This window comes from Verrucomicrobium sp. BvORR106, from assembly GCF_000739655.1.
Lineage (GTDB): Bacteria > Verrucomicrobiota > Verrucomicrobiia > Verrucomicrobiales > Verrucomicrobiaceae > Verrucomicrobium.
Window position 1 is genome coordinate 30328 of the sequence record NZ_BATR01000137.1, and the last position, 24225, is coordinate 54552.

Consider the following 24225-nt stretch of genomic DNA (forward strand, 5'->3'; position numbering starts at 1 on the left):
ATCACCACTTACCCACCTACCACTCACCACTTACCGGACTGATGCCTGCTTTCGCCTACACTGCCCTCGACACCTCTGGCAAACAGGTCACGGGATCGCTTGCCGTCTCGACCCGGGCGGAGGTGTACCGTCAACTCGAGTCGCAGCGACTGACGCCGATCAAGGTGGCAGAGGAAACGACTGCGGCAGCGAAAGCGGCCAAGGAGGAGGCGAAGGACACCTCCCCCGCCCCGGTGTTGAAGCGGGCGCAGTTGATTCTCTTCACCGAGGAACTGGCCGACCTCATGGATGGCGGCTTGCAGCTGGAGCAGGCGCTGCGCGTGATGCATGAACGCCAGGAGTCTCCCGTGCTGCGAAAGGTGAGCGGTCGCATCCGGGAGCAGTTGCGAGAAGGTGCCACCTTCTCCAAGGCACTGCTGCAAGCCTCGCCCAGCTTTGATGAGATGTACTGCAACCTCGCCACAGCTGGTGAGGTGTCAGGTTCCCTGCCCCAGATCCTGCGACGTCTCTCCGCCAGCATCACCCAGATGCATGAGCTGCAGAGCCGCGTGGTCGCGGCCCTGGTGTATCCCGCCTTCATGTTTGGCGCGCTCATCATGCTGCTGATCGTATTCAGCACCGTGTTGCTACCCGGCTTTGTGGACATGTTGTCCAAGAGCCGCACGAAGTTGCCCTTCGTGATGGAGATGCTGGGCACCTTCTCAGACCTGGTCAAACACTGGTGGTGGCTCGCGCTGGCCGTCATTGTCTCTTCCGTACTGCTCTTCCGCTCCTACATCGCCAAGGAGTCAGGGCGGATGTGGTGGGATCGCGCGAAGCTGAAAATCCCCCTTTTTGGCCCCGTACTCACGGCCCGATTCAACGCCCAGTTCGCCGCCTCTCTGGGGAACTTGGTGAACAACGGTATCCCCCTGCTCAACGCGCTCAAGCTTACCGCCAAGTCCACGGCGAATGTGTTCCTCCGTGGCCTCCTCAACCAGGCGGCTGGGATCATCGGGGAGGGCGTTTCTCTCTCGTCTGCGCTGCGCAAGGTCGGCCACCTTCCCGTCCTGCTGGTGGACATGGTCGCCATGGGCGAGCAGACCGGTCGCCTGGGGAAATCGCTCGAAAAGATTGCTGCCCGTTATGACAAGGAGCTCGATGGCAGGGTCAAACGAGTGACAGCTCTCATCACGCCCATCGTTTTGGTCATCCTGTTCGTTGTGGTGGGTGTCGTCGCCATCTCCATCGTCACTGCCATCTTCGAAACCATGACCAGCGTGCGAGCCAGATCCTGATCCCTCTTACCCTTTTTTCCTCAACACAACCGCAACCCACGACCCCTCCAACCCACACCCCATCACATGACTACGACCTTTGCCAACCCGCTTCGCCGTCGCCGATCTGCGCGCGGCTTCACCCTTATTGAACTCGTGCTCGTGCTCACGCTGCTGGCCCTCATCATGGGGGCAGCCATCACCGTTCTGAACCGCGGCGGCCTGGTAGAAGGCGCCCAGGAAGACCGTGTGAAAGGCGACATCCAGACCATCAGCACCGCGCTGGACGCTTACTCCTACGGAGCTGGCCGTTATCCCACCACGGAGCAGGGCATCCTGGCCCTCACGGAGAAGCCCACCACCGCTCCGGTACCGGACCGCTGGCACCGCTACATGAACGAGATCCCCAGCGATCCGTGGAAGCAGCCCTACAAGTACCGCTACCCAGCCCAGAAGTCCAAGGACCCCTATGATGTGTACTCGGTGGGCAAAGACGGGCAGGAAAATACGGCCGATGACATCGGCAACTGGAAGGCCGCGGAGGCCAAGTAGCCCCCGCCCCCTCTTCAGGAAGAAAGCCCCTCATGAATTCCCGGATCACCAGGCACGACCAGACCACTGGAGGCCCTCCTCACAAGAGAGCCATCCGTGGGCATAGGCGTGCCGGCAGGTCACGGGGATTCACACTGCTCGAGCTGGTGCTGGTGCTCACGCTCCTGGCCCTGCTCGCAGCGGCCTCCATCCCCAGTGTGTACGGTCTGCGGGAGGCCGCCCAGGCCCGGGAGCCACTGACCGCCCTGGCCAAGCTGGCCAAGGAGACCCGCCTGCGGGCCATGCGAGACCGCAGGCCCTACCAGATCGCCTTCACCAGCACCGGGTTCAAGGCCACCCGTTACATCAGCCCGTACCTCCAGGCAGCGCAGATCGAGGAATTCATCCAGCGCTCCGCCATCGAGACCCAGCAGAAGGAGGAAGCTGGACTGCTCCCCAACGGGAACTCACCCGTCGTTTCCGCGCCCACCGGCGCTGGAGAAGCTGCCCCAGCCCCTGCTCCCGTCTTCAAAGAATGGACGGAATCCGTCGCCCTGCCCGAAGGCATGACCGTGAGCGTGCGCGAGTGGCATGAGAGCGAATCCGTGCCCGTCTCGGCCGATGCTGTAAAGCTGTGGGTCTTCCAACCCAGCGGCATGGTCACTCCCATCACGGTCACCCTGCAGTTGCAGGAACACCTGCTGACCGCTGATTTCAGCGCCCTGACTGCCGACATCGTGAAGGAAACCGCGACCAGCCCCTGACCTTCTTTTCGCCATGACTCCTGTGCCCATCCACCTCTCCCGCCCCGGCCTCCGCCGTCGGCGCGGCGGTTATGTGCTGCTGGAGTTGATCCTTTCCCTTATCATCTTCTCCATTGCGGTGATGAGCCTGGCCCGCACGCTGCAGATGGCCATCCAGACGTCCTCCGTGCTCAATCGGGAGAACGACATCCGCATGGGCCTGCGTTCCTTTTTGGAGGAAGTCCGCCGCAAGCCGCTCGCAGAGCTGGCCCAGACTTACACCGATCAACGTCTCGGCGTGACCTATAACAGCACAGCCGAACCTCTGACTTTGAAAGACCGTAATGGCACCGTGCTCAGCGACCTCTACACCCTGCGGGTCGCAGTGACTTTTGACGTCGGGGCCGAGCAGCGGGAGGAGGCGCTGGACATCTATGTTTACAAGAAACAGACCCAATCCGGCAACAACTAGCCGTTCATGCGCCGGCGGCTTCACGCTGCTGGAGATGATCATGGCGCTCACCCTGCTCGCCCTGCTGAGCGGCATGGTGTTCGGCATTGTGCGCGTGTCCGTGCGCACCGCGGTGGATACCCGCCAGATCCAGCAGGAGAATGATGAAGTGAACCGCTACGTGGCGCTCTGCCGCCACATGTTCCAGAACCTGCCGGTGACCGCCATCCTGACGCTGAAGGTGACCGAGTCCGGCACCCCCGCGGTTCAGGAGCTTACCATCAGCGGTGCCCCGGAGGCCTTCAGCTATGGGTACTCCCCCATGAGCTACAAGGACACCATCCTGGGCATCCGGCCGGACTACCCCGCCACAGAATCCGCGGAGACCAATCCCGAGGGCACCCGTCTCTATTATCTGGGCCTGAGCCGTGAGGACATCATCCCCACCCAGGTGGGCCAGTCGGCAGGCGTCACCCGCGCCGTCGGCGCTGGCCTGGCTGCACCGGACGATCAGGGCCGCTACTGGATGCCCCTGCTGAGCAACGTGGTGAGCCTGAACTGGCGCTTCTACAAACAAGATGAGGATGTCTGGGAAGAGGAATGGGAGGACACTGACCTCCCCCCGCTGGTGGAGATGAACCTCCTTTTGAAAGATCGCACCCTGCCCCTGCGGGCCGTCTTTGCCCTGCCTACCACGAAGCTGACTGAGGCCAATGCCGCCCTGCGGCCCAGTACCAGCACCTCCAGCTCCACCCAGACCGGGGGCGGCAACAACAATCAAGGCGGCGGTGGGAACAACAACCAGGGTGGTGGCGATCGCGGTGGGCGCGGCGGCGGCGACCGGGGTGGCCGGGGAGATCGTGGCGGTGGTGGTGGCCGTGATGGCGGCGGCCAAGGCCAGGGCCAAGGACAAGGTGGTCAGGGTCAGGGCCAAGGTCAGGGCGGCCCACGCGGCGGCGGCGGTGGTCCCCGCGGTGGTGGCGGCGGCGCTTCTGGAAATTCCGGCGGCGGCGCGCAACCAAGTGGCGGCGGCGGTGGTTCAACGGGAGGCGGCAGGTAGAAGTTCCTCAAATGGTGACACTTGCACATGAGCACACAGCAGCGGGAAAACGCGGGCGCAGACCTCGCGGCTCCGCCCTCATGCTCGTGCTGGCCGCCATCATCATGATGTCCCTCACCGTCATGGGCACGGTGGAGTTCATGCACTACAGCCAGGCGGAAAACGGCCGGGAGGCCCAGGCCTTTCGCGCGCTGAATCTGGCGGAGTGCGGCATCGCACTCGGGCTGCACCCCCAGATCAAACCAGGCGATCCGGCGCTGAAGCAGCAGATGGGCACGGACAGCGGCTTTGAGGTGGTTATTTCCTCGGAAGGCTCCCGCATCCCCATCAACTACATCACCGACGTCAAGTATCGGGAAATAATCTACAATCTCTTCATCCTCTGGAAGCTCACCCCGGAGGAGGCCAACGTGGCCGCCGACTCCCTGGCGGACTGGGTGGATACCAACGAAGACCTGCGCTCCCAGGGCGCGGAGAAGGACTACTATGAGTCCCGCGGCTTCGCCGACTTCCCCCGCCAGCAGGGCTTCACCTCCCTGGAGGAGATGCTCCTGGTCCGTGGTATGGATGCAGTGGAGCGCGCCAAGCCCGACTGGCGGAACTTCTTCAGCATCTATGGCGATGGCTTGATCGATCTCAACTACGCTCCGGCCGATGTGCTCATGGCGGTGGCAGATGCCGAGCAGGGCGATGCCGACACGCTCATCCGCGAGCGCAACGGCCCCGACAGTGTGGCTGGGACGGAGGATGACGTCACCCTCACCACCACGAAGGCGGAGCAACTCCTGGGCATGGACTCCGCCACGTCCACCTCCCTCGCTTCTTACATCACCACCGATCACCTCACCCGCCGCGTGGAAAGCACGGGCCGGGTCGGTGAACAACGATACAAAATCGTCGTGATTGCCAGACGGCAGGATGACGGCTCGTTGAACTATCTCGCACGCACCGAAGAGTAGCCCTTCTCACATGTCCTCAGGCGCCGCCAGCTTCCTCCTTCCCGATTCCGAGCTCTCTTGGAGACTCTGGAAATCCACTTCCGCCACCACCTCCGAGCAGGTGGAGGCGCCGGCGCAATGCCGCGAAACGTCCAAGCCCATCGTCGTCGGACTTCCTGCCACCGCCTGTCGCACGGTCGGTCTCCTCCTCCCACAGGTGGAGACAGCCCTGCTGGGCTCCATGGTGGAGGCCCAGCTGGAGCGACGTGGCATACTGGTGGAGAAAGCCCCCGTGCCAAACTTCGTCTGGCACGTGCTGAGCAATCAAGGTGGTCAGATGCTCGTGAGCGTGGACGTGTTGCTGCAGCCCTTCCCTGCCGAACTGGCGGTGAAGCATGCGGCGAAGTACACCGCTGCCCTCCGCCTGCTGGCCCTGCCACCGGGTGAACTCGTGGTGTTGGAGGAACAGGGGCATCTGGTCCTGGCGGCCAGCCAGTCGGGCAAGCTCTGGCACTGCCACATTCTTGGCACCAGCGATATGGCCCCCGTCGATCTGGCGCGTGAGTTGGAGATCGCCCGGCTTAGCCTGGAGGCACAAGAAGGCTTCGGCGTCCTGCGGGGTGCCACTCTCGTGGGTGCCCATCTCGGCTCCCTGCGAGCTGAGCTGCGCAAGCACACGCCGATTGCTCTCGAGCACGTGCCCGCGCTCCAGCCCAATCGCACGCAGAGCCTTGATGCCTTCCCCAAGCTGCTGCCCGTCGCGGTCTTCCAAGCCCAGGCCAGCAAGGAAAAGCGACGCCGCCTCATGTCCGTGCTCATGCTGATGGCGCTCATCTACGCAGTGGTCTGCGCCATGGCCTGGTGGTACCTGCAACAGCTGCAGAAAGATGCCGCCACACTCGAGAACAAGGCGGCTGTGATCAAGCAGCCAGCCGCAGATGTGCGCTCCACCGCGCAGCGCTGGAGATCGCTGGAGGCAGCCACCGATGTGCAGCGCTACCCCATGGTGCAGCTCAGCCACATCACGAACCTCATGCCCCCCAGCGGCATCGTGCTGAAGCGCTTCGAAGCCAAGCTGGCCGAGGTCGAACTCCGCGGTGAGGCCCGTGATGCGCAGACTGCCTCCCAGTTTCTCGAAGACTTGAAGAAGCACGCCACGTTGAGCCGCTACACGTGGTCCATGCCCACCCCCACCATGAAGGACAAGGTCGCCTCCTTCCGCATTCAGGGGAAGCTTGAAGGCGCATAACCCCGGGACGTGATACCACCAGCCCACTTTCCTTTTCCCCTTTTCCTCCACCAGTGAAACGAAGCCTCAACACCCGTGAAAAACGCCTGCTTACGCTGTGCGTGGTCACCATCGTTCTGGGCGTCAACGCCTTCGCCTTCCAGGAGTTCAACTCCCGGCGCAAAGCACTGACCTCGAACCTGGACACGCTCAAGAAACAGACGGTGGGCGACAGCATGCTGCTCAACGACCGTCCGTTCTGGGCGAAGCGGCAAGCCTGGCTGAACAAGGCCATGCCCTACACGAACTCCGCCGGGAAGTCGCAAGGCCAGCTGCTGGAAGACTTGCGCAACCAGGCGCTGGATCTCGGTCTGAAGGTGGAAAACGAAACCCTGCTCGAAGCGCTGGCGCTGGACCACGCCAATGAAGTGGCCGTCAATCTGCGCCTTAAGGGCGACCAGGAGATCATGCTGCGCTGGCTGCTGACGCTGCAGTCTCCGGAGAAGTTCACCGCGGTGAAGAACATCGAACTCGAGCTGGACGCCCGCTCTCGTGAAAAGACTCCGCAAGCTCAGTGCAACATCACGGTCGCACGGTGGTTCAATCCTAATCCGCCCCCGAATGCCGCCCCGCCGGAACCGCACATCCCGCCCCAGCCTGCTGCTGAGCCTGTGCCTGCATCCGCACCAGCCCCGGCTCCCGCTCCGGTCCCGGTGGACAATCCTTTGGAAATGACGTCGCCCCTGGATGTCCCCAACCCCCTTGCCAGCTAAACCCAAGCCCTGCCATGAAAGCTTCCTCCTTCCTCCGACTCGCCGCCGTCCTCGGCCTGGCACCCGTGTTGGTCATGGCTGCGGATCAGCCGGCCGCGGATCCCGATCTTCCCAAGACGTTTGACCCCAGTGTCGCCGATGGCTTGCTGGCAGCCCCGCCCTTCACCCGCTCGCTTGATCTTTCCGATTCCCTGGTGCTCACCGGCATCGCGTACATCGAGGGCAAGCCCGTGGCCACCATCCTGAACAAGCAGACCAAGGAGAACTTCGTAGTCAGCGAGACGCCTAATGCCCAGGGCTGGAAGCTGGCCGAGACCAGCGCCACCGTGCAGCTCAATCGCACGCAAGCCAAGATCATGGTCGGGGCGGAGATGGTCACTGTCCGCTACAGCAACGAGCAACTCTCCCCAGAGTCCATGAAGAAGGGCGGCTATCGCCCCGGCGGTTCCGACCACCGCGGAGGCGGCGATGGTCCGAGCCGCGAACGCCGCGGCCCCAGCGAGGAAGATCGCCAGCGCTTTATGTCCCTCTCAGAAAAAGCTCGTGAGAAATTCATCCACGAAATGCGCGACTCCCGCGAGAAAATGCAGAACGCCACTCCTGAAGAGCGATCGTCTTACGCCAAGAAAATCTTCGAACGCGTGGAACGGGAGGACAAAGGCGGACGTTAATCGCCACACCGCCTCAGTCAGAACGGGCCCTCCCAGCCGCTCCCCTCTTCTCTTCGTTTCGCCATCGCATCGACCGACTCCCCTTTTCACTCTCTCACTTCCTCATGCGTCTCCCCATCCTTTCGCATAGTCCCAGCCTGAAACATTGCCTGCCCCTTCTGGCGGGATGTCTCCTGAGCACTGCGGCCCAAGCGCAGATTCGAGGTAACACCTCGAACCCCAGCACTTCCACCAGTCCTTCCCAGTTCCGGGCGCTGCAGAGCGTGCCCGCCGGTGATCGACTGGAGACCAAGGGCCTGGTGGCACAGAACGATGCACCCGCTCCCCCTCCCGGCGGCCCTACCAGCCCCGGAGGTCCGGGTGGACCGGCCAGTCCCGGCGGCCCAGGAGGTCCCGGTGGTGGCTCACCCTTCGGTGGTGGCGGCGGTTTTGGCGGAAGGGGCAGCTTCCGCGGCGGCGGTTCCGGCCCCGGCGGCAGTTCAGAGGTAGAGACCTTCCGCATCGAGGGTGACAAGGTATCTCTCCAGTTTCCCAACAACACGATCACCGACATCCTCGGCATCTATGAGCGCCTGACGGAGAAGACGCTGATCAAGGACACCGCCATCTTTGAGGGCCAGACCATCAGTCTCGTCACCCCCAAGCCGGTGGACAAGGGCGAGGCCATCAAGTTGATCGAGGCCGCCCTGCTCACCAACGGCTACGCCATCGTGGCGGAGCCCGGTGGCACCAGTTCCCGCATCCTCTCGACCAAGGCTCAGGGCACCTCCGGCGCCCAGTTCTCCCAGGGGGTCCGCTTTTACCAGAGCGCTTCCGATCTGCCCAGCAATGAGACGATCGTGAGTTATTTCATGCCCCTCACGTACCTGAACCCCACGGAGGCAGCGACGATGCTCGGCGGCCATGTGGGGCTCAACCCGTACGGACGCATCACTCCGGTGCTGGCTCCCGCAGGTCTTCTCATCACAGAAAACGCCAACATCGTGAAGCAACTGGTGGCCATTCGTGAGGTCATCGACGCTCCCGCCACCTCCAGCGCCCTGGTGACGAAATTTGTGGCCCTGAAGTATGCCGATGCCGCCACGGTCGCGCAGATTGTGCAGGCCACGCTGGATGCCCAGGCCACCGATTCCCAGACCAAGGGCATCACCACCATCCGCGGCCAGGCCATCAATCTGGGAGGAAACAACCAGCAGCCCCAGCAACAGCAGCAGCCCCAGATCCAGATCACCCAGGGCAACCGCGGCAACCCCAACGATCCGAACGCCCAGAAGGTGCGCGCCAGTTCCCAGGTGGTCGCTGACACGCGACTGAACCAGGTTCTCATCGTCGCGGAGCCGGATGACTACACGTACATCACCAGCCTCATCCTGGAGTTCGACAAACCCGTGGATGTGCCCACTCCCTACGAGCGCAAGTTGAAGAACATCTACTCCGTGGATGTGATTTCCGTGCTGGCCGATCTCCTGCGCGAGTCCACTGGAGGCTCCACCCAGCTCCCCGGAGGTGGCACCCTCACTCAGCAGAACCAAGCGCTCACCACCAGCAGCAACCAGTTCCTCACTGGCCGCAGCACCACCACGGCTCGTGGCGGCACGTTCAGCGGAGCTTCCACCTCCAGTTCCACCACAGGCACTTCCACCGGCGTGGGCAGCCGTCCTGACCAGTTGATCGAGTCCGAGGAGGACAACGCTCCCATCTCGATCATGATCAACAAGACCCGCATCATTGCCGATCCGCTGGCGAACGCGATCATCGTTATCGGGCCCAAGGAAAACCAGGACAAGGTGGACCAACTCCTCGACAAACTCGACCGCAAGTCTCCCCAAGTGTACCTGGCCACCGTCATTGGCCAACTCACGTTGGGCGATGGCATGAAGATGGGCGTCGACTATCTTCAGAAGTTCGCCAGCACCGGCAGCAACAGCGGCGTTAGCAGCGCCTTCCTTGCCGGGCGTGAAGACATCATCACCAACAACAACGTCGCCGACATGCGCGACAACCTGATCACCACCGCGATTGCCAACGCAAAGGGCTTCAACCTCTATGGCCAACTCGGTGAATCCCTGGATGTCTTTGTGTCCGCTCTGGAGACCACCAACAACTTCAAGGTGCTCTCCCGTCCCAGCGTGTTTGCCTTGAACAACAAGCGCGCCGTGATCACCAGCGGTCAAAGCATTCCCGTCCCGGAGTCCAGCCTGGCCAACGCTAGCAGCAACAACAACGGCACGGGCAACGTCACCACGACCATCACCTACAAGGACGTGGTGCTGAAGCTGGAAGTCATCCCGCTCATCAATCCTGATGGCGATGTGACGCTCCGCGTGGCTCAAGTGAATGACACCGTGGTCGGCAATCAGGTCGTGGCCCAGAACAACGTGCCCATCATCGGCACAGAACAGATCGCCACCACCGTCACGGTTCCCACCGGCAACACCGTCGTGCTTGGCGGGCTCATCACCGAGACCGAGAAGAAAGACACCGAAGGCATCCCTGTCCTTAGCCGAATCCCCGGACTTGGCCGTCTTTTCCGCGAAGACGTCACCAGCAAGGAGCGCAAGGAACTGGTCATCTTCATCCAGCCCATGGTGGTGAATGACGACGGCTCCCTCCAGCGCGCCAGTCTGCGCGAAGACCTTCGCACCAAGGTGGGCGAAGATGCGTACAAGGTCTTCCCGGACCGCGTCGTGCCCAAGGCGACCCTCGTGGATCCGGAGCCTCAGCGCGAAGAGAAGCGCAAATGGTTTAACTTCAACCGCAAGCCTGCGGCCAAGTAAGACCGGAGCCATCGTCCCCTCCACTCATTCCAAGCCCTGCTGGTTGCCAAGCCAGCAGGGCTTTTTTGCTTCCGGAGTTCGCAGAATCTTCACGAGGGCTTCACGGCGAATTCATCCTTCCCTGCTGGCCACTCCAAGGGCGGAGACTACGGTGCTGGATGCCATCAACGCATGGCAATGACTGGCCCTATGGACGCCCCGGAATCAGCCTCTACTGCAATCTCTCTCGAATCCCGCTCCGCCCCAGCATCGGACTATTCCCGGGAGCAACCTGGCCCGCGACTGCGGTTCCCCGTGCTTTATTTCCTCCTCGCCATCGTCCTCGGATTTCTACTGTCTCTCGTCGTTCTGGGGGCATTCCGTTGGGAGGTGCGCGAGATGTGTGAATGGACAGGTTCGAGGCGCGACTACATCGCGTATCCCTTGGGCATCCATACCAGCATGGTGTACACCCCCTCCGCCTTGGAGTTTCATCTTGCCAAGCATCACTCGGAAAAGCTGGAGCATCGGTGGAAGAGCTATTCGCGGATTTCTCGAAGCGTGCTGGGGACCACCTACTCATGCGGACGCCCCAAGGGATTCTTCGAACTCCCCGGCTTCTGCATCGACAAGTTCATGGAAACCGCCAACGATGCCGAGGTCATGGCGCTATATGAGTTGGTGCGGTCAGGCAACGAGCCCGCCATTGAGATGCGGTTCGAGCAGTTGATGAATGCCGCCATCCCGTGAGCAGGCCAGTAAGCGGCGGCTGCTTTTGCAAAAAACGCGGTCGGGCCCATGCCAAATGATTCACCGCTTGGACATCACCCGACCAAGTCGCCCTGCTGATCGCGTTCTCACGAACGCAACCTAGAGCATCGCCCGCTCAATTTTGTTCGTGGCCCGACTATCCGGCCATGCCGAAGGCATCCCAGACGGTAGCCAGGGATCGGGCGAGTTTGACGAGCCCTATCCCTGGAACAGGCAGAAAAGTGCATGCATCCTGAAGGGATGCCAGAGTGGTCCGCAAGCCCGCCAGACCTCAACACCTCCTTCGAAGCAGGTTCCCTCCCCCATCAACTCCCGACGACATTTCCGCGATGCATCCGGCAGATCCATCGGACCCCATGGGCCTACCGCTCCGCGGTAGAATTCACACCCCGTCACACCATGGGTAGTCCTCGCTCCGCTCGGCCGACCCATGGCTATGCATGGCGAACCCTCCGGGTTCATGAGATAACGCAAGCCGACTGCCCGCACGCCGCCTCGCCTGGCGCCCTACGCCGCACGCCGCCTCGCCTGGCGCCCTACGCCGCGCGCCCCTCTCACTGCCCGCACCGGACGCACCGACGCACCGGACGCACCGACGCACCGACGCACCGACGCACCGACGCACCGACGCACCGACGCACCGACGCACCGACGCACCGACGCACCGACGCACCGACGCACCGACGCACCGACGCACCGACGCACCGACGCACCGACGCACCGACGCACCGACGCACCGACGCACCGGACGCACCGGACGCACCGACTCCCCCCCTTACTCCAATCTCCCAAACATAATCCGCTCCTTGCGGCTCGCGTCGTGATCGCCCTGCGTCACGGTCACATAGATCTCGCCTGCTCCATCGTCATGGAATGCCGGGTACTGGAACGATTTCTCGGTTTCAAACCGGTACTTCCTCTCCCAGGCTTTGCCGTCCTTGGACACCTCCACGTTGAAAACACTGCGGGACACGTTGTTGATCCGGGTGCTCTCCTGCCAGCCGAGGTAGTAAACGTCCCTGAACTTGTCCAAGGTCGGTTTCGAACTGGAGCCGTTCGGCACCAGCGTCCGGTGCTCATTCACACTCCACGCCTTTCCATCCGGGCTGGTGCTGAAGGTGTAGTTTCCATTGCCTCCCTCCTGTCGGCAAATGGCCAGCCAGCTTCCATCGGGCAGGCGGTTCGCGGAAGATTCCGTGAGCTTCAGTTCCGTCGGCTGATTGTAGTGTCCCAAGACCTCAAAGGTATCGCCTGCCGCATTGAGCCGACCCAAGGCGTTCTGTCCGCCGGGATAGTTGTTCAGCGTCACATGCCACTGGCCGTCGATCCACTTGAATGAATCAAAGATGTAGAGACCGAAATCCACGGGCTTCCGCGTGAAGCCTGCCGTGACGGCATCCGCATGGAAGTACTGGGGCTCCATGTCAAAGGTCCCGGCCGCGGTCTTGATCTTCGTTTTGTGAAGCTCATTCGCCAACTTCCCGGTCTTCACATCATAGTCCAGGTACCAGGTCACCGATTGCCGTTTCCCAGGTTCCTCGCTCGCGAAGTAGATCCGCAGGGTGCTCTCGTTGAGTTTCAAGATCCGCGGCACAAAGCAGGCTCCCACAGGCAGCGTCACATTGCCAAAGGCCTGCCCACCCCGGGCGAAGTCATGCTGCGCCTCCACCTTCATGCTGGGCACATCCACGACCGTCAGCGTGACATAGACAAAGGGCCATGCCGCAGCTTCACCCGGCTTTTCGTCATTGGCCTCGGCCACAATGTACGCCTTGTCCCCCACGATCACGAACTCCGCATCGTGCGCCCCCTTTACTTGAGGCTTGGTCACATTGACCAGTCGCCCCATCACCTTATCCGCCTCTGCCTTGGCATCCCAGGCCGCAGGCAACAACTTGGACTCCACAGCAAAAAGACCGCCACCAAAACCGGTAAAGGCACAAACAGCAATGAAGGGTAAGAGGAGCGTGTTTCTCGTGAGCATGGACGAGACCATACGCCCCTGGAACAACTGCCCTATCACCCCACCGCCTACAATCTCCGCTCTTCCAGGACCTCGAGCCCGGTCATCTTCCAGGCACCATCCACGGGTTCGACATCAATCTTGGCCGTGTAGCGATTCAAACGCTGATGCAAGTGCCCCCAGTGGCCGACCGTGCCGCGCGCGGTCCACTGGCAATCCGCCACAAAGCCCTCGCGACCTTGCAGAGGAGTCACATTTTCCACGTGCACGTAGAGGTCGTTCACCTTCACCCGGGTGCCATCCTGCCCATCCAGCGTGAGGGCTTGGGAGGTCTGCAAATAGAGATTCTGCAACAGTGGGCCGTTCACGCTCCGCTTCAGCACATCGTACACCGCGGACTCACTGTTCTGATCAAACGACCGGTAAACATTCTCCACCAAGCTGGAGAGAATGCCCGTCGCCTGGGCGGTGGTGACTTCCGGGGCTTTGGCTCCTGGAACCGCCACCGGCACCTGCCAGACCGGCCAGAGCAGCCAGGTGCCGGCCACCACCATGAGCAACACCCCGCCCAAGACGACCGGCTTCTGTCGCAAAGGACGCCCTGCAACAATCACCGAGACCACACCCAGCACCATCCACACCATCGCCCCGGCAGGCAGAGGATAGGAGGCTTTCCCCGCGACCAGAGGAACTGCAGCCAGCGGCGGTGGATCGGGCAAAAGGCCATCGTTCTTCCACGACAACGCGGGTCCGTCCGGTGTGAGCTCCTGCCCTGATTCTGCCTGCGATCCAAAGAAAATCGTGACTGGCACCTTGGTAACGGTGCCGTCGAAGCCTGCCCACTCTAGCTCCACACTCTCCACGTGGGGAGGCAGGTCAAAATGCCATATCAACCCCATCATCCCCTCAATCACCGGAGTGGCATCCTTGGCCCCGATCGTCTCACTGCGCCCCGGCATGCCCTTGAGCACGGTGGCGGAGACGATGCCCCCCTGTTGGTTCACCCGATTCACCCGCAGGCGACACCAGGACGGGGCGGTCTCCCGGGCGGCCGCGATCAATCGCGCCCGCGCCTCATCCGGCAGCAGCAGATCCTGCACTGCCGGATGCCCGAGCCGCTCCAGCGCGGCGGGCAGCCACATCAGACACTCCACCCGGGCCAGGCCGGGCTCCAGATACAGGTACACCTGCGTGTTCCGGCTGGCATCGGCCGCCTCCCCCGCCCCGTCCCCGTCAAAGGGATGAGCCAAGGTGGTTGCCGCCAACGCCAGCGCCAGCCACGTACCCACAATCCACCGGATCCAGCCCCTGCCGGATCCGGTAGTTTCCTGATGCTGAGTTTTTCCTCTCACCGTGCTGATTATGCCAGCACCCAGGGCTTGCGCCACTCCCGACTGCGCAGGCCGTTCGCATCCTCATCACCCGCAAAGGATTCCGCCTTGGGATCCCACTTCAGGGAAGTGCGCCCCAGACGCAGGCCGATGTTGCCCAGGTGGGAGATGCTGATCGTGCGGTGCGCCGTCTCGACCGGAGCCACTGGCGGCTTGCCGGAGTACACGCAGTCCAGGAAGTTGTCGGTGTGATCCTTGCTCTCGTAGAGATGCACTTCCTCAGGGCGGATCTTGTCGCGGAAGAGGTTGGGATCGCTCGCCAGCAGCTTGCCGCGGTTCACCCAGATCCACTTGCCACCTTCACCTTCGAAGAAGATGCCCGTTTGATCCGCGGGTTTGCTCTTGTCCTTCTGCAGAGCTTCGAGCTCCGGCATCAGCTTCTCGCTTTCGTCCGCGATGATGTACTGGGTGCCGTTCTCGAAGGTGCACTCATAGTGGAACTTGGAGGCCGTGTTGTAGAGCGCCTTCTTGTCAGGGAGTTCGCCGCGGATGTTGTTGATCTCCACCGGGCCAGTGCTCTCCAGGTCCATCGCCCACTGGGCGATGTCGATATGGTGCGCGCCGAAGTCGGTGATCATGCCGCCGGAGAAGTTGAAGTTGTGACGCCAGTTCAGCGGCAGCAACGCAGGGCGATACTCCATCTGCTCGGCTGGGCCCAGCCACATGTCATAGTCAAAATCGGCCGGCACGGGGGCGGGATCCGTCTTGTCCCCCAGCTTGCTCCAGTTTTTGTGACCGCCGGGCAGGCCGATACGCACGCGCTTGACCTTGCCGATGCGGCCGTTGCGGACGAACTCGCACGCCATGCGGAAGTAAGCGTCACTGCGCTGCTGGCTGCCGGTCTGCCAGGTAATGCCAGCCTCGTTGATGGCGTTCACCATCTGACGGCCTTCGCCGATGTTCAGCGAGAGCGGCTTCTGGCCGTAGAGGTGCTTGCCTTTGCGCGCGCTGTAGATCGTCTGGTAGCCGTGCCAGTGATCAGGCGTGCAGATCTGCACGGCATCGATGTCTTCCTTCTCCAGCAGCTCGCGGAAGTCGGTGTAGGCCGCACAGGCTTTGACCTTGGTCTTGGCGTTCTCGGAGTAGAACTTGTCGATGAACTGGCGACCCACTTCGCGGCCCCCTTTGAGTTCACCACTGTACCCATAGTTCGAGCCCTCTTTCATGGGGTCGGCCACGGCCACCACCTGGCACTTCTCGTTGTTCAGAAAGCTGGGAGTCCAGTGCGTGGCGATGGTGCCCCAGCCCAGCACGGCGACCGTGATGCGCTCCGACGGGGCCGGGCGTCCGGCTTTCCCCAGCGCGCTAGCGGGAATGATGGCGGGAAATCCGAGTGCCGCAGCACTCTGGAAAAGGAACCGACGACGAGACGTGGTGGAGGCGGTGGTATCAGGGCGTGTGGCTTTCATGGAGGAAACAAATGCAAAAACCGCGCTCATGGTAGCGGGACCAACCGGGCGCGGGCAAGTGCAAAGCCGCTCACTCGGAGTCCAAAGTCTCCCGCAGTGCGGCCAGCAGAGCCTCCACACTATACGGCTTGGCCAGGAAACGTTTCACGCCCGTCCCCGAATTGCGGGCAAGCTGGTCATTCGTGGCGATGCCGCTGGCGGCGATGATTTTCACCCCTGAATTCATCTCCATGAGCCGCCGGATGGTCGTTGCCCCGTCCATGACGGGCATCATCATGTCTGTCACCACCGCCGCGATTCGGTCGCGATTCTGCCGATACAGGGCCAGTGCCTCGACCCCGTCACAGGCTACCAGTACATGGTAACCGTAGGCCTGCAGCGTCTGGCGGGCAATCTGGCGGATCAACTCCTCGTCATCCACCACCAAGATCCACTCGCCCGCGCCCCGGGGTGCCTTCCCTTCCGTGGGATCCAGCAGGGGGCGGCCATCTTCAGCCCAGGCCGGGAGAAAGATGCTGAAGTGAGTGCCCACACCCGGCAGACTCTCCAGCCGCATGAAGCCCTCATGGCTCTTCACAATGGCAAGCGAGGTGGAGAGGCCCAGCCCGGTCCCCTTGCCGATCTCTTTGGTGGTGAAGAACGGGTCGAACACCTTCTCAATGATGGACTGGGGAATGCCGGTGCCAGTGTCCACCACCTCGATGAGCACGTGCGGCCCGGCATGAGCGTCAAAGTCGGCCGTAATGTCCTCCCGGTGCACCATGATGTTTCGGGCCGAGATGGTGATATCCCCACCATCGGGCAGGGCATCCCGGGCATTCACGCACAGGTTCAGCAGCACCTGATGAAGCTGGGTGGGATCGCCATGCAAGGCCAGGAGATCCGGTGCGACCTTCGTGCGGACGCGGATGCTCTTCGGGAAAGTGTCACGGGTGATCTTCTCAATCTCCCTGATCAGATGCTTCACCTGAATCTGAATGCGCTGCCCCTCCATGCCCCGGGCAAACGAAAGCACCTGCCGCACCATGTCGGCACCGCGCCGGGCACTGTCCGCGATGGTGGCATAGAGCTCCTGATTCTCCGGGTTGTCATTGCTCATCTTGAGCAAGTCGATCGCCATCGTGATCGGCGAGAGCACGTTGTTGAGATCGTGCGCGATGCCTCCGGCCAGGGTGCCGATGCTCTCCATTCGCTGGGCTCGCAGGAACTGCTGCTCCAGCTTCTTCTTCTCAGTGACGTCTGTATTGATCGCCAGAATGCTGAGCGGCTGCCCCGTCTTGTCCCGCATGAGCGTCCAGCGCCCCTCCATGATCAGCTGGCGGCCGTCCTTGCCCACGTGATGAAGCTCGCCGGACCAGTCGCCAGATTCCAACACGGACTTCATGGCCTGGTTTAGCGCGAAGGTGTCGCGATAGAGCACGCCAGCCACATCACGCCCCAGGACTTCTTCCTGAGTCCATCCATAGATGCGCTCCGCCCCTTTGTTCCAGTAGATGATCTTGTTGTCCAGGTCTCGAACCACGATGGCATCCCGGGCATGATCCAGCAGAGAGGCCTGTTGACGAATGCGGCGGTCGGACTCCTGGCGCTCCAGCTCCGCCGCCGCCCGCGTGGCGAAGATCTTGAGCGTGGTGGTGACAAACTCCGTCTTCTCCAGCGGCTGCTGGAAGATCACAAACAACAATCCCACGAACTGGTCCGCTGCATTGGCAAGGCGGCAGCCCACATACCCCTCCGCGCGCATCTCCTGCAACATCCGCACACTGGGGAACTGCCGGGCCATGCCCGAGGGCACCACCCATTCCTCCTGATCGGTGAGCTTCTCACAGGGAGTGCCAGCCAGTGAGTACTCAAAGTTGGGCAACACCTCGCCACCCACCACTGCTGCGATGGTGCGCACTCGCTGGGATTCTCCCGGGAGCAGCCTTGCAACAAACCCCGCATGGGCCCCGAGGGCTTCCGCCATGTTGCGCGCCAGTTGCTCGAAGAACTCCCGGCCCGTGCTGGAGGAGATACTGGAGGCCACCTTCAGCACGGTGGCTTCCAGCTGACGACGCTCCCCTTGTGAGCGCAGGTGGTGAATGCCGAACGCGAGATCATCCGCCAGCTCCTGGAGCAGATGCACCTCCTCCGGAGCAAACGGCTGCACCTCCCCTGAGTAGAGGGCGAGGATGCCGAAGGTGCGAGTCTCCTCCTTGAGCGGCAGGCAGATGACGCTCTGATAGCCACGGCTCAAGGCCGGTCCCAGCCAGTGGAAACCCGTGCCCGCGTCCTGAATGTTCTTGGCCACCACCGCTGTGCCGCTGCGAATGGCCTGACCGGCCGGCCCGAGACCGCGCGGTTCGAGGTCCGACCAAGTGAGGATGATCTCCTTCAGATACCCCAGCTCAGCGCCCGCATGCGCCATGGGCTTGATGGTCTTCTCCGCATCGTTCTGCGCATAGCCCACCCAGGCCATGCGGTAGCCTCCCTTCTCCACGGCCAGCCGGCAGATCTCTGCCACCAGTTCGTGTTCATCTGCGGCATGGATCAATCTCTCGTTGCAGTCCGAGAGCATCTTGAGCGCGCGGTTGGAGCGAGCCAGCTCCAGCTCCGCCTGCTTGTAGGCGGTGAAGTCCGTCATCCCGCCGACCATGCGCACACACCGACCGGCAGAGTCGCGAATGATCCGCCCGCGGTCCAGCACCTGGGCCACATGACCATCTTTGCAGAGGAATCGATACTCGGAGACCCAAGTGTCCCCATCCCCTTCCACCGCGCGGTAAAAGTCCCGCACCACCGTCGTGCGATCATCAGGATGAATCAGCCCCGTCCAGGACTCGATGCCCTCCGCGACCTCGTGGGGCTCGAACCCAAAGAGACGTGTGAAGCCCTCACTCCACCACAGTTTGTTCTGCACCACATCCCAGTCCCAGATCGCATCATTAGTCGCCTGAGCCACAAACTTGAAGCGCTCCTCGCCCGCGATCACCGCATCCCGCGCCAGCTTGGGCAGGGTGATGTCCTGAATGGCGCCCTGGATGCGCTTCACCGTGCCGTCCAGCGCCCGCACCGCCTCCCCCATCACTCGCACCCAGATGGCGCAGCCCTTGCGGGTGGTGATCTGCAGTTCCTTGTCGAACGGCGTACCCTGCTCATGACACGCCTGGATGGCGGCCACAATCTCCGGTCGGGCGTCAGGATGGTAAAACTCCAGCGCCTCATCTGGCGTGGGGCGGCTCCCCAGCGGCATGTCATGGATGCGGCAAACCTCATCCGACCAGGTGAGTTGCGCCCCGGGGAAGTCCACCGTCCACGCTCCCATGTGGGCCATCTGCCCCGCCATCTCCAGCAGGGCATCCTTCTCCCGCAGCGCCAGTTCAACCCGGACACGATCGGTAATGTCATGCCCTTGGACGATGAAATAATCCAGCTGTCCCACAGCATCGCGCACCGCCGTGATGGTATCTAGGGCATAACGCAAGTCTCCCGACCCCGTCTTGAAAGGCCCCTCATGATGCACCGGGCCCTCCTCAGCAGCGGCAGCCTTCAGACGCACTGGCCACGCCGCGCGCATCTCCGGGTGATCCCGCCACCAGCCGCCTTCCCACAGGGGTCTGCCCACCACCGCCTCCCGGCATACGCCTCCCACCCTGAGAGGCAGGTCATTGATCTCCAGCACGATGCCGTCTGGAGAGAGCACCGCCAGAAACTGGTGCTGGAGATTGAAGACGCTCCGGTACCGATCCACGCCAGATGGCGCGGGATCGTTGCCGATCAAGTTCGGGCGTCCGTAAGGCATGATTTACATTTGCAAATCACACCCTAGAGCATCCGGCCTCCGCCGGGAAGCTTCTGGCAAAAAAATCTTTAATCAGGTGGGTAGAGGACGATTCCATCGGCGAAGTGAGATTCCACTCCGCCACTAGCAAGTTGATTGCCAATCGACATTATGGATTGCAATCAAGTGGGCCGGAGGTCCGGCCACATCAACCCTGCCCACGCCCCCTTGACGGCATGCGGCTATAGCGGAATCGGCTCCTCTTCACCAATGATCTGGACTTCTGTCTCCAGCATGATGCCCCGCTCCTGCAGCGCCACCTGCTTGATATCGGCAATGAGATCCTGCACCTCCCGGGCGGTGCCGCCACCGGAGTTCAGGATGAAGTTTCCATGCACATCCGAGACGATGGCCTTGCCAAACGAGCGCCCCTTCAGGCCCAGCTCGTCCACCAGCTTGCCCGCTGGCACCGGCCCAGGATTCTTGAAGATGCAACCCGCGCTGGCCCCGATGGGCTGTGAGCCGCGGCGCTTCTGATGGGAGGCCGCCAGCTTCTCGTCAATCTCTGCCGCTTCCGCAGGCCGCCCCTGCAGCACCGCGCTCACGGCGAAGTGCCGGTCCAATTCCGGAACACTCCGATACTGGTGGTCGATCTCATGTTTCATCTTCTCCCGCAGCTCGCCGTTGCCATCCAGGAAACGGACACTCACCACCTGGTCAAAGGTCTGCAGGCCCATGGCCCCGGCATTCATGCGCAAGGCGCCGCCGAGATTTCCAGGGATGCCTTCCATCCATTCGAAGCCACCCAGCCCGGCCGCACGTGCCGCGCTGGCGATCTTCTTGAGACGGACACCGGTGGCCGCAAAGATGAAGTTGCCCTCTACGCGTACTTCATCGAACTCGCCCTTGCTGGGGTGCAGGACCGCCCCCTTGATGCCGCCATCGCGCACGAGCAGGTTCGAGCCCCGACCGATGACACGGATCGGGATCAAAGCCGCACGCAGCGCCTTCACCACCTCGGCAAAGCCCTGGATGGTCATGGGTTCGATCCAATACTGCGCGGGTCCCCCCAATCGGATGGTGGTGTGGTTGGCCATCGGCTCATAGAGCTTCACCGTGCCACCGCCCTCACGGTTGAGCACCGTCGTGAGTTGCTCGGCCACCTTGAGATCTTTGGCCAGGGCACCGCCCACTTCGTGGACGTTCCCTGCACCGAGGGTGATGAGGAGATCACCAGGGCGCAGCTTACTGCCGATGAGGTCACGGGCGTCCAGCAACTTCGGCGTGCTGTGGCACTCCACGCTTGGTGCCTGGAGCTTCACTTCCTCCAGGATGGTCTCGCCAGAGACACCAGGCAGCGGTTTCTCGCTGGCGGCATACACATCCGTCACGCAGAGCACATCCACATCGTTAAAGGCCCCGCCAAACTCCTGCTTCAGCAACTGGGTGCGGGAGTAGCGGTGCGGCTGGAAGAGGCAGACAATGCGCTTGGGATTGAGCGCCTTCGCCGTCGCCAGGGTGGCCTTGATCTCCGTGGGATGGTGACCGTAGTCGTCGATGATCTGGTAGTGGGCACCGGAGTACTTGACCTCAAAACGCCGGCGGGCCCCGCGGAAGGACTCCAGCGCCTGCTTGATGCTGGCAAATGGCACGCCCACGCTGGTGGCCAGACTGATGGCGGCCAGGGAGTTCAAAACGTTGTGCCGCCCGGGAATGCCCAGCAACACCTCCCCGATGAGTTCCCCTTTTTGGAAAACCTCATAGCGGGTCTGAGCCGGACGCAGCTCCAAGATGTTCGCCGAGAAGTCGTGATCGAGGCTCCAGCCGTAGCTGATGCCATTCTTCCGGCCTTGGCAGAGTTCCGTGGCGACTGGATCCTCCGCGCAGTACACGCTGTAGCCGCTGGTCTTCTCCAGGAGCTGGCGGAAGACAAGCTTGATCTCGTTCAGATCTTCATAGTAGTCGAGGTGCTCGGCCTCGATGTTCAGGATGATGGCGTGCCGCGGCTCGAACTTGACGAGAGTGCCGTCGCTTTCATCCCCCTCAGCCACGAAGAGCTCGCCGGCGTCATCCCAGTGGGCATTGCTCCCCAGGATGGGGATCTCCGCTCCGACGTAGTGCGAAGGCTTGGCTCCGCCCACTCGCAGCACGTGCGCCGCCATGGAGGAGGTCGTCGTCTTTCCGTGGGTGCCGGCCACTACCACGCCGTGTTTGCGTGCCATGATGGCCGCGAGAGCTTCCGCCCGGCGGACGAGCGGGATGCCGTGCCGGTACGCCGCCTCATAGGCAGGGTTCCCCGGCTTCACCGCGCTGGAGTAGATGACCATGTCGGCCCCCTCCACCTCGCGCTCGCTCTGCGGGCAGTGGAAGATCAGCCCCTTCTTCTCCATCCGCTCTGTCTCCAGAGTCGTCACTTTGTCTGAGCCGCTGACCTTGTGCCCAAGCTCCATGAGCAACAGGGCGAGTCCGCTCATGCCAGAGCCCGCCACCCCAATGAGGTGCACGTGCATCTTGTGGCGACCTTCCTTCAACAAACTGACGACGGCGTGATTCATGCTTTGTGCCGTGCATTACAATGGAATGCACGAATGACAAAGGGCAAAAATCACGGTCGAGGTGGCAAGGTGTTGGGCACACTCCCCAAGCTTCAAGCTACCCCTCCCCCCTCCAGCCTCGCTGCCCTACGGGCCGCCTCGGCAGCCGCTTCCCCCGCCCCTGCCGCCTGCCCTCTCCGCCAGAGGTTGTCTTTCCAGCTGCCGGACAAGGCTGGACACTCCGCCAGCTGCCGGGCGCTCTCTGCGTCCTGACGCTGGTGGTGCATGATCTCGTTGCAGCGTTGCAGGGTCCACTGAGGCCAGGGACGATCCTTCAGCACCAGCTCATTCCCGACCGCGACATGACCGTGCCGCAGCACCCGAAAGTAAAATCCCGTGAATCCCGTGCGCTCCACTTGGGCACTCAGATCCTTCATCTTCCAACGGCGAGCCAGTTTCCAGCACGGCTGTCGGGGTTGGGACACCTGCACGATGGCTTCTCCCAGTTCATACACGTCCCCAACCGAAACCCCGGATTCCAATAGGCCGCTGGTGGTCAGGTTTTCGCCAAAGGCCCCATGAGGCAGCGCCAGTTCCGGCAGATGCTCATGCCAGTAGTCGTAGTGCTCCACCGGGTACACGCAGACGGCTTTTTCCACTCCACCGTGATGCTTGCGATCCGCCTGCTCATCTCCGCTGAAGCCCTCGTACCCCAGCCAGACGGAGCCTGACTGAGCGGACTTCACAAATCCGGAACGCCAGTCCTTGTCCCACCATTCTCCCGTGCCTGTCGCTGCGATCTCCCTGGCCGCGCCAGTGTGCAACGCGAGAACCTTCACGGCGCGCCCTCCTTGTCGGCCAAGGTGGCCTGATGTTCCCCGTTGAGCACGCGAAGCTGCCCCAGAATCTCTGCCAGCCGAACTCCGGAGGGAGTGAGGTGATACTCCACATGCGCGGGCAGTCCGGTGCTTTCTTCCCGGATGATGAGCCCGTAGGCGAGCAGCTTGCGCAGTCGTTCGTTGAGCACCTTCGTGGAGATGCCGGGAATGTAGCGCTCCAGCGCTCCGGGCCGGTGCACGCCTTGGGAAAGCGCGGCAACCACTCCCGCGCTCCATTTGCAGCCCACCACGTCCTCCAGACTGTGGTAGGCCGAACGCTCGCTCAACGTGAGAAACTTTTTGGGCTTGGCAGGCATGATGAGGTTTTCCCACCATGGCAGATCGGCCGCCGGGTGTCATGTGGGTACTTTTCGGTACCCTCCCTCCCAAATAGTACCCACTCGCGGGTCTGGCACAGGAGTCGTTTCCTCTACAAGCACCGGTCATCAATCCGGTGAAACCAAATCAAAACAAACCAACTCGAACAACGACTACTGCCATGAAATCCAAAGCCATCTTCTTCCACGCCGGTTGTCCTGTCTGTGTTGCTGCGGAACAAACCGTCGCCCAGGCTCTCGATCCCTCCCGCTATGACGTGGAGGTGGTGCATCTGGGTGAGGCCAAAGGCAGGATCCCCGAGGCTGAACAGGCCGGGGTGCAATCCGTGCCCGCCCTCGTGCTGTCCGGTCAGCCGTTCCACATCAACTTTGGAGCGGCTCTGTCGGATCTCAAATAACCCACGGCCTCTGGGTGCCAGCCGTTGATCCGGCTGGCACCAAAGGGTCAGGCCTCAGAAGCCCAACTTACTTGAGCTTGCCGAGGTACTTGGCAGGGGCCTTGTCGAACTTCTTCACACAAGGTTTGCAGCAGAATTTCACCTCCTGTCCCTCATGGGACTTGGTGACGACTTTCCCCATGCTGCCCAACTCATTGCCGCTGACGATGCACTCCTTCGACGGATAAGGTTTGGCAGGGGCCGCTGAGGCGGCGGGAACGCCCATGGTCAGCGCCAGAGCCACTGCAGCGAGGGTACTGATAAGAGTAAGCTTCGTTTTCATAGTCTTGGGTTCTTTCTGTTCTATTAGGTTTGTGTGGTGTTTTAGGGAGGGTGT

The 24225-nt window shown here is 62.2% G+C and carries 20 protein-coding genes; 12 read left to right on the forward strand and 8 right to left on the reverse strand.

What is annotated here, in order from left to right:
- Positions 1–41 precede the first annotated feature (41 nt).
- From BV106_RS25590 to BV106_RS25645, 11 genes are all read left to right on the forward strand, one after another.
- Positions 42–1277 carry a type II secretion system F family protein gene (locus BV106_RS25590; protein WP_038169445.1) on the forward strand — a complete coding sequence of 412 codons (1236 nt, stop codon included), beginning with the start codon at positions 42–44 and terminating at the stop codon, positions 1275–1277.
- A gap of 66 nt (positions 1278–1343) precedes the next feature.
- Positions 1344–1808, forward strand: a complete 465-nt coding sequence (gene gspG / locus BV106_RS25595; RefSeq protein WP_038169447.1) for a type II secretion system major pseudopilin GspG — start codon at positions 1344–1346, stop codon at positions 1806–1808.
- A gap of 32 nt (positions 1809–1840) precedes the next feature.
- Positions 1841–2551 carry a prepilin-type N-terminal cleavage/methylation domain-containing protein gene (locus BV106_RS25600; RefSeq protein ID WP_038169449.1) on the forward strand — a complete coding sequence of 237 codons (711 nt, stop codon included), beginning with the start codon at positions 1841–1843 and terminating at the stop codon, positions 2549–2551.
- 13 nt (positions 2552–2564) lie between these two features.
- Complete coding sequence (locus BV106_RS25605) at positions 2565–3002, forward strand: hypothetical protein (protein WP_038169451.1); 438 nt, start codon at positions 2565–2567, stop codon at positions 3000–3002.
- Entirely contained in the window at positions 2965–4041 is a 1077-nt protein-coding gene (locus tag BV106_RS38865; protein ID WP_265596064.1) for a prepilin-type N-terminal cleavage/methylation domain-containing protein, read from the forward strand. The genes BV106_RS25605 and BV106_RS38865 overlap by 38 nt, the downstream gene beginning before the upstream one ends.
- 11 nt (positions 4042–4052) lie before the next feature.
- On the forward strand, positions 4053–5000 hold the full coding sequence (locus tag BV106_RS25615; protein WP_038169452.1) for a type II secretion system protein GspK: 948 nt from the start codon (positions 4053–4055) through the stop codon (positions 4998–5000).
- A 10-nt stretch (positions 5001–5010) separates the two neighbouring features.
- Positions 5011–6228: a PilN domain-containing protein gene (locus tag BV106_RS25620; protein WP_038169454.1), complete on the forward strand. Its 1218-nt coding sequence runs from the start codon at positions 5011–5013 to the stop codon at positions 6226–6228.
- Positions 6229–6281: 53 nt separating this feature from the next.
- A complete protein-coding gene (locus BV106_RS25625) occupies positions 6282–6980 on the forward strand; it encodes a hypothetical protein (protein ID WP_038169456.1) in 699 nt (232 codons plus the stop codon).
- Positions 6981–6994: 14 nt separating this feature from the next.
- Positions 6995–7651, forward strand: a complete 657-nt coding sequence (locus BV106_RS25630) for a hypothetical protein (protein WP_038169458.1) — start codon at positions 6995–6997, stop codon at positions 7649–7651.
- A gap of 104 nt (positions 7652–7755) precedes the next feature.
- Positions 7756–10428 carry a secretin N-terminal domain-containing protein gene (locus tag BV106_RS25640; protein ID WP_051946326.1) on the forward strand — a complete coding sequence of 891 codons (2673 nt, stop codon included), beginning with the start codon at positions 7756–7758 and terminating at the stop codon, positions 10426–10428.
- 189 nt (positions 10429–10617) lie between these two features.
- Positions 10618–11157 (forward strand): hypothetical protein, encoded by a 540-nt coding sequence (locus BV106_RS25645; protein WP_265596065.1) that lies wholly within the window; start codon positions 10618–10620, stop codon positions 11155–11157.
- A gap of 796 nt (positions 11158–11953) precedes the next feature.
- Here the strand turns inward: BV106_RS25645 and BV106_RS25650 are convergent.
- From BV106_RS25650 to BV106_RS25680, 7 genes are all read right to left on the reverse strand, one after another.
- Positions 11954–13162 (reverse strand): sialidase family protein, encoded by a 1209-nt coding sequence (locus BV106_RS25650; RefSeq protein WP_038169465.1) that lies wholly within the window; start codon positions 13160–13162, stop codon positions 11954–11956.
- A gap of 47 nt (positions 13163–13209) precedes the next feature.
- Entirely contained in the window at positions 13210–14493 is a 1284-nt protein-coding gene (locus BV106_RS25655) for a hypothetical protein (RefSeq protein ID WP_265596066.1), read from the reverse strand.
- An 8-nt stretch (positions 14494–14501) separates the two neighbouring features.
- Complete coding sequence (locus tag BV106_RS25660; RefSeq protein WP_038169528.1) at positions 14502–15941, reverse strand: Gfo/Idh/MocA family oxidoreductase; 1440 nt, start codon at positions 15939–15941, stop codon at positions 14502–14504.
- Positions 15942–16011: 70 nt separating this feature from the next.
- Positions 16012–19722: a PAS domain S-box protein gene (locus BV106_RS36245; protein WP_051946328.1), complete on the reverse strand. Its 3711-nt coding sequence runs from the start codon at positions 19720–19722 to the stop codon at positions 16012–16014.
- 221 nt (positions 19723–19943) lie between these two features.
- Entirely contained in the window at positions 19944–22256 is a 2313-nt protein-coding gene (gene murC, locus BV106_RS25670) for a UDP-N-acetylmuramate--L-alanine ligase (protein WP_038169469.1), read from the reverse strand.
- A 92-nt stretch (positions 22257–22348) separates the two neighbouring features.
- Positions 22349–23074: an MOSC domain-containing protein gene (locus tag BV106_RS25675; RefSeq protein WP_038169471.1), complete on the reverse strand. Its 726-nt coding sequence runs from the start codon at positions 23072–23074 to the stop codon at positions 22349–22351.
- Positions 23071–23430, reverse strand: coding sequence for a helix-turn-helix domain-containing protein (locus BV106_RS25680; protein ID WP_038169473.1), 360 nt, complete (start codon positions 23428–23430; stop codon positions 23071–23073). Before BV106_RS25680 ends, BV106_RS25675 begins: the two co-directional genes overlap by 4 nt.
- A 182-nt stretch (positions 23431–23612) precedes the next feature.
- Between BV106_RS25680 and BV106_RS25685 the strand changes: the two genes are divergently transcribed.
- Positions 23613–23849 carry a thioredoxin family protein gene (locus BV106_RS25685; RefSeq protein ID WP_038169476.1) on the forward strand — a complete coding sequence of 79 codons (237 nt, stop codon included), beginning with the start codon at positions 23613–23615 and terminating at the stop codon, positions 23847–23849.
- 67 nt (positions 23850–23916) lie between these two features.
- Here BV106_RS25685 and BV106_RS25690 read toward each other — a convergent pair whose 3' ends face one another.
- Entirely contained in the window at positions 23917–24171 is a 255-nt protein-coding gene (locus BV106_RS25690) for a hypothetical protein (RefSeq protein WP_265596067.1), read from the reverse strand.
- Between the last annotated feature and the right edge of the window lie 54 nt (positions 24172–24225).

Excerpts from the sequence above, each read along its gene's own strand:
- BV106_RS36245 (WP_051946328.1), bottom strand. The coding sequence starts at position 19,722 with ATGCCTTACGGACGCCCGAACTTGATCGGCAACGATCCCGCGCCATCT.
- BV106_RS25685 (WP_038169476.1), top strand. The coding sequence starts at position 23,613 with ATGAAATCCAAAGCCATCTTCTTCCACGCCGGTTGTCCTGTCTGTGTT.
- BV106_RS25605 (WP_038169451.1), top strand. The coding sequence starts at position 2,565 with ATGACTCCTGTGCCCATCCACCTCTCCCGCCCCGGCCTCCGCCGTCGG.
- BV106_RS25620 (WP_038169454.1), top strand. The coding sequence starts at position 5,011 with ATGTCCTCAGGCGCCGCCAGCTTCCTCCTTCCCGATTCCGAGCTCTCT.
- BV106_RS25615 (WP_038169452.1), top strand. The coding sequence starts at position 4,053 with ATGGTGACACTTGCACATGAGCACACAGCAGCGGGAAAACGCGGGCGC.
- gspG (WP_038169447.1), top strand. The coding sequence starts at position 1,344 with ATGACTACGACCTTTGCCAACCCGCTTCGCCGTCGCCGATCTGCGCGC.
- BV106_RS38865 (WP_265596064.1), top strand. The coding sequence starts at position 2,965 with ATGTTTACAAGAAACAGACCCAATCCGGCAACAACTAGCCGTTCATGC.
- BV106_RS25645 (WP_265596065.1), top strand. The coding sequence starts at position 10,618 with ATGGACGCCCCGGAATCAGCCTCTACTGCAATCTCTCTCGAATCCCGC.
- BV106_RS25640 (WP_051946326.1), top strand. The coding sequence starts at position 7,756 with ATGCGTCTCCCCATCCTTTCGCATAGTCCCAGCCTGAAACATTGCCTG.
- BV106_RS25590 (WP_038169445.1), top strand. The coding sequence starts at position 42 with ATGCCTGCTTTCGCCTACACTGCCCTCGACACCTCTGGCAAACAGGTC.
- BV106_RS25650 (WP_038169465.1), bottom strand. The coding sequence starts at position 13,162 with ATGCTCACGAGAAACACGCTCCTCTTACCCTTCATTGCTGTTTGTGCC.
- BV106_RS25690 (WP_265596067.1), bottom strand. The coding sequence starts at position 24,171 with ATGAAAACGAAGCTTACTCTTATCAGTACCCTCGCTGCAGTGGCTCTG.
- BV106_RS25660 (WP_038169528.1), bottom strand. The coding sequence starts at position 15,941 with ATGAAAGCCACACGCCCTGATACCACCGCCTCCACCACGTCTCGTCGT.
- BV106_RS25630 (WP_038169458.1), top strand. The coding sequence starts at position 6,995 with ATGAAAGCTTCCTCCTTCCTCCGACTCGCCGCCGTCCTCGGCCTGGCA.
- BV106_RS25600 (WP_038169449.1), top strand. The coding sequence starts at position 1,841 with ATGAATTCCCGGATCACCAGGCACGACCAGACCACTGGAGGCCCTCCT.
- murC (WP_038169469.1), bottom strand. The coding sequence starts at position 22,256 with ATGAATCACGCCGTCGTCAGTTTGTTGAAGGAAGGTCGCCACAAGATG.
- BV106_RS25680 (WP_038169473.1), bottom strand. The coding sequence starts at position 23,430 with ATGCCTGCCAAGCCCAAAAAGTTTCTCACGTTGAGCGAGCGTTCGGCC.